This is a genomic window from Pseudomonas sp. Sample_9 (assembly GCF_004307535.1).
GTDB lineage: Bacteria > Pseudomonadota > Gammaproteobacteria > Pseudomonadales > Pseudomonadaceae > Aquipseudomonas > Aquipseudomonas mercuritolerans.
Genome location: NZ_RAZO01000300.1, coordinates 1 through 5,108, shown reverse-complemented (window position 1 = coordinate 5,108; position 5,108 = coordinate 1). Strand labels below are relative to the sequence as shown.

Below are 5,108 nucleotides of genomic sequence, written 5' to 3'. Positions count from 1 at the left end.
GGGGGGTTTGGGGGGGCTTTGGCCCTTGACTGTTGGTTCAAACATGGAGAGATCGGGATGGTATTTTCATCCAACGTGTTCCTGTTTCTGTTCTTGCCGATCTTTCTCGGCTTGTACTACCTGAGCGGGCAACGCTATCGCAACCTGCTGCTGCTGATCGCCAGCTACGTGTTCTACGCCTGGTGGCGAGTGGACTTCCTCGCGCTGTTCGCAGCGGTCACGCTGTGGAACTACTGGATCGGCCTCAAGGTCGGTGCTGCCGGCGTGCGAACCAAACCGGCGCAGCGCTGGCTGCTGCTCGGCGTGGCCGTCGACCTGTGCATCCTCGGCTACTTCAAGTACGCCAACTTCGGTGTCGACAGCATCAACGAGATCATGACTTCGTTCGGTCTCGAGCCGTTCATCCTCACCCACGTGCTGCTGCCGATCGGTATTTCGTTCTACATCTTCGAATCGATCAGCTACATCATCGACGTGTACCGTGGCGACACTCCGGCCACGCGCAACCTGATCGACTTCGCAGCATTCGTGGCGATCTTCCCGCACCTGATTGCCGGCCCGGTCCTGCGTTTCCGCGATCTGGCCGACCAGTTCAACAACCGCACGCACACCCTCGACAAGTTCTCCGAGGGCTGCACGCGGTTCATGCAGGGTTTCATCAAGAAGGTCTTCATCGCCGACACCCTCGCTGTGGTCGCCGACCATTGCTTCGCCCTGCAGAACCCGACCACGGGTGACGCCTGGCTCGGTGCGCTGGCGTACACCGCGCAGCTGTATTTCGACTTCTCCGGCTACAGCGACATGGCCATCGGCCTGGGCTTGATGATGGGTTTCCGCTTCATGGAAAACTTCAAGCAGCCGTACATCAGCCAGTCGATCACCGAGTTCTGGCGCCGCTGGCACATCAGCCTCTCCACCTGGCTGCGTGACTACCTGTACATCACCCTCGGCGGTAACCGTAAAGGCACGCTGATGACCTATCGCAACCTGTTCCTGACCATGCTGCTCGGTGGTCTGTGGCACGGCGCGAACATCACTTACATCATCTGGGGCGCCTGGCACGGCATGTGGCTGGCGATCGAAAAAATGCTCGGCCTGAACACTTCGCCGCGCAGCCTCAACCCGATCCGTTGGGCACTGACCTTCCTGCTGGTAGTGATGGGCTGGGTGATCTTCCGTGCCGAGAACCTGCACGTTGCCGGGCGCATGTACGGCGCGATGTTCAGCTTCGGCGACTGGTCGCTGTCGGAACTCAATCAGGCCAGCCTCACCGGTCTGCAAGTGGCAACCCTGGTGGTGGCTTACGTGACCCTGGCCTTCTTCGGCCTGCGTGACCTGTACACCAATCAGCCGCCAGCCAAGACCAAACCGGAAGTCAACGTCGAGGCCGATGGCCCTGCGACCGCGACGCCGGGAATGATCAAGGCAGCGCCTGGGGAAAATCCGGCGAGCATCCACGAACCTGGCTACACCGTCGGCGTCGAAGCCCAGGTGCAACCGGCCTACTGGACCGCCGACTGGTCGCGCTACGTGATGCGCGGGCTGATCCTGCTGCTGTTCATCGCCTCGATTCTCAAACTCTCGGCGCAAAGCTTCTCGCCGTTCCTTTACTTCCAGTTCTGAGGGATCTGACATGACCCGCTCATTACGCATCTTCTACATCGCCCTGTTCCTGGTGACGCTGTTGGTCCTCGGTCTGTGGTCGATTCGCAGCTTCTTCGGCTTCAGCACCAACGCCGACGCGACGGTGCTCAATGGCCGCTGGACCAAGGCGGTGGAAACCCACTACGACGATGAATTCCCGATCAAGCGTCTGGGCACCAACCTCTGGGCCGCGCTGGATTTCAAACTGTTCAACGAAGGTCGTCCGGGCGTCGTGCTCGGCCGCGACCAGTGGTTGTACAGCGATGAGGAATTCAACCCGATCGTCAACGAACAGCAGAACCTGCAAGGCAACTACGCGCTGGTCGAAGGCGTGCGCCAGACCCTGAAAGAGAAAGGCGTGAAACTGGTGATGGCGATCGTGCCGGCCAAGGTGCGTCTGTATCCGGAGCATCTGGATGAAGTGAAGCCTTCGAGCATTCACCAGAACCTGTATCAGGATTTCCACGCCCGTGTCGCGGCCGACAAGATCCTCGCCCCTGACCTGCTCGGCCCGCTGCAACAGGCCAAGCAGAACGGTCAGCAAGTGTTCCTGCGCACCGACACCCACTGGACGCCGGAAGGCGCCGAGATCGCCGCCAACACGCTGGCGAAAACCATTGCCGAGAAATTCCCGCTGAGCGGCGAGCCACAGCGCTTCGTCACCACGCCAGCAGAGAAGATCACGCACAAGGGCGATCTGCGTCTGTTCCTGCCGCTCGATCCGCTGTTCGAAAACATGATGCCGGCGCCTGAGCCACTGCTCAAACGCAACACCGTTGCCGCCGAGCAGCCTGCCGGTGACGACGCCCTGTTCGCCAACAGCGAAGTACCGGTCGCGCTGATCGGCACCAGCTACAGCGCCAACCCCAACTGGAACTTCGTCGGTGCGCTCAAACAAGCGCTGCACAGCGACGTCGTCAACTACGCCGAAGACGGCCATGGCCCGATTCTGCCGATGCTCAGCTACCTGAAAAGCGATGACTTCAAGAACAGCCCGCCACAAGTGCTGATCTGGGAGTTTCCTGAACGATATCTGCCTGTGAACAACGAAATCGGCGACGCCGACCCGCAGTGGGTCGCAGAGCTCAAACAAGCCGGCGCCCGCCAACAAAACGTAGCCATCAACGCTAAATCCGAGACGCCCGATCGGGCGCAAAACTGAAAGAGAGGTACACCATGACTTTCACTACTACTCCTCGTCGTCTCGCTAAAAGCTTCGCACTGGTTGCTGGCCTCAGCGTACTTTCCGTCCCAGCCTTCGCCGGCGGCGACGCCGCGCTGTACGGCCCGACCGCACCGAAAGGCTCGACCTTCGTGCGTGTCTACAACGCCAGCAACGCTGAAGTCAGCGCGACTGTCGGCAGCACCAACCTGAGCGATATCGCGCCACTGGCCAGCAGCGACTTCAGCTTCATGCCGGGCGGCGACTACAGCGCCAAAGTCGGCAGCCAGACCCTGCCGGTGAAACTCGCCGGTGACCACTACTACACCCTGGTCAACAACGCTTCCGGCGCGCCACAACTGATCGAAGAGCCGCCGTTCAAGAACAAGCAGAAATCCCTGGTACGTGTACAGAACCTCAGCGACAAGCCGCTGACCCTGAAGACCGCCGACGGCAAGACCGAAGTGGTGCCGAACGTGGCAGCCAAGGGCCGTGGCGAACGTGAAATCAACCCGGTGAAAGTCAGCCTGGCGCTGTACGAAGGCGACAAGAAAGTCGGCGACGTGAAACCGGTCGCCCTGGAGCGTGGTGAGGCAGCCGTGCTGTACGTCACCGGCAACGGCAGCAACCTGTCGCCAGTCTGGGTGAAACGCCCGGTGTCGACTCGCTAATCGCTCGAGCTATCAGCTACTAGCTTCAAGCTGCAAGTGAAGTGCTTCTAACTCAACACTTGCAGCTTGCAGCTCTCAACTGCATTTTATGGAGTAAACACTATGATTCCGGTGATCTTGTCAGGTGGTAGCGGTTCGCGTCTGTGGCCTCTTTCGCGCAAGCAGTTCCCCAAGCAATTCCTCGCCCTGACCGGCGAACACACACTGTTCCAGCAAACCCTCGAGCGCCTGGTGTTCGAAGGCATGGACACGCCGATCGTGGTCTGCAACAAGGAACACCGTTTCATCGTCAACGAGCAACTGGCCGCACGCAATCTGGAATGCCAGCGCATCCTGATGGAACCGTTCGGCCGCAACACTTCGCCGGCCGTAGCGCTGACCGCGATGATGCTGGTCAATGAAGGCCGTGACGAACTGATGCTGGTGCTGCCGGCCGACCACGTACTGGAAGACCAGAAAGCCCTGCAACGTGCGCTGGCCCTGGCGACTGTCGCAGCCGAGAACGGCGAGATGGTCCTGTTCGGCGTACCGGCGACCAAACCGGAAACCGGCTACGGCTACATCAAATCCACCGCTGATTCGCTGCTGCCCGAAGGCGTCAGCCGCGTCTCGCACTTCGTGGAAAAACCGGACGTCAAGCGCGCCACCGAGTACGTCGAATCCGGCGGTTACTACTGGAACAGCGGCATGTTCCTGTTCCGCGCCAGCCGCTTCCTCGAAGAACTGAAAAAGCACGATCCGGACATCTACGACACCTGCCTGCTGACCCTTGAGCGCAGCCAGCAGGACGCCGACACCATCACCTTCGACGAAGCCACCTTTGCCTGCTGCCCGGACAACTCCATCGACTATTCGGTGATGGAAAAAACCCAGCGCGCCTGCGTGGTGCCGCTGACCGCCGGCTGGAGCGATGTCGGCTGCTGGTCGTCGCTGTGGGAAGTCAACGAGAAAGACGCCAACGGCAACGTCAGCAAAGGCGACGTGGTCATCCAGGACAGCAAGAACTGCATGATCCACGGCAACGGCAAACTGGTTTCGGTGATCGGCCTGGAAAACATCGTCGTGGTCGAAACCAAGGACGCGATGATGATTGCCCACAAGGACAAGGTCCAGGGCGTCAAGCAGATGGTCAACACCCTCAACGCCCAAGGCCGCAGCGAAACCCAGAACCACTGCGAAGTCTATCGTCCGTGGGGCTCGTACGACTCGGTGGACATGGGCGGGCGTTTCCAGGTCAAGCACATCTCGGTCAAGCCGGGCGCGTGCCTGTCGCTGCAGATGCACCACCACCGCGCCGAACACTGGATCGTGGTCAGCGGCACCGCCGAAGTAACCTGCGACGAGAACGTGTTCCTGCTCACCGAAAACCAGTCGACCTACATCCCGATCGCCTCGGTGCATCGCCTGCGCAACCCGGGCAAGATCCCGCTGGAAATCATCGAAGTGCAGTCGGGTTCGTACTTGGGTGAAGACGATATCGAGCGTTTCGAAGATATCTACGGCCGCTCCACCCCGATCGAACGCGGCGTGTCGGTGAAGACCATCGCGCAGTAATCGATCACTAAAACGAGAAGCCCTCGTCCAGCCCGTTGCGTTCCCTATCCGCAGCGGGCTGGGCGGGGGCTTTTTTT

4 protein-coding genes are annotated in these 5,108 nt (G+C 60.3%); all 4 read left to right on the top strand.

Annotated features, from left to right (window positions below; genetic code table 11):
* Window positions 1-57: 57 nt before the first annotated feature.
* A complete protein-coding gene (locus tag D6877_RS16820) occupies window positions 58-1,623 on the top strand; it encodes an MBOAT family protein (protein ID WP_024011674.1) in 1,566 nt (521 codons plus the stop codon).
* 10 nt (window positions 1,624-1,633) lie between these two features.
* The gene (locus D6877_RS16815) at window positions 1,634-2,806 is read left to right on the top strand and encodes an alginate O-acetyltransferase (RefSeq protein WP_130911510.1); all 1,173 of its coding nucleotides are present in this window, start codon (window positions 1,634-1,636) and stop codon (window positions 2,804-2,806) included.
* 14 nt (window positions 2,807-2,820) lie between these two features.
* The gene (locus D6877_RS16810) at window positions 2,821-3,477 is read left to right on the top strand and encodes an alginate O-acetyltransferase AlgF (protein WP_016771605.1); all 657 of its coding nucleotides are present in this window, start codon (window positions 2,821-2,823) and stop codon (window positions 3,475-3,477) included.
* 102 nt (window positions 3,478-3,579) lie between these two features.
* The gene (locus tag D6877_RS16805; protein WP_024011673.1) at window positions 3,580-5,031 is read left to right on the top strand and encodes a mannose-1-phosphate guanylyltransferase/mannose-6-phosphate isomerase; all 1,452 of its coding nucleotides are present in this window, start codon (window positions 3,580-3,582) and stop codon (window positions 5,029-5,031) included.
* Window positions 5,032-5,108: the final 77 nt, after the last annotated feature.

Excerpts from the sequence above, each read along its gene's own strand:
- D6877_RS16820 (WP_024011674.1), top strand. The coding sequence starts at position 58 with ATGGTATTTTCATCCAACGTGTTCCTGTTTCTGTTCTTGCCGATCTTT.
- D6877_RS16815 (WP_130911510.1), top strand. The coding sequence starts at position 1,634 with ATGACCCGCTCATTACGCATCTTCTACATCGCCCTGTTCCTGGTGACG.
- D6877_RS16810 (WP_016771605.1), top strand. The coding sequence starts at position 2,821 with ATGACTTTCACTACTACTCCTCGTCGTCTCGCTAAAAGCTTCGCACTG.
- D6877_RS16805 (WP_024011673.1), top strand. The coding sequence starts at position 3,580 with ATGATTCCGGTGATCTTGTCAGGTGGTAGCGGTTCGCGTCTGTGGCCT.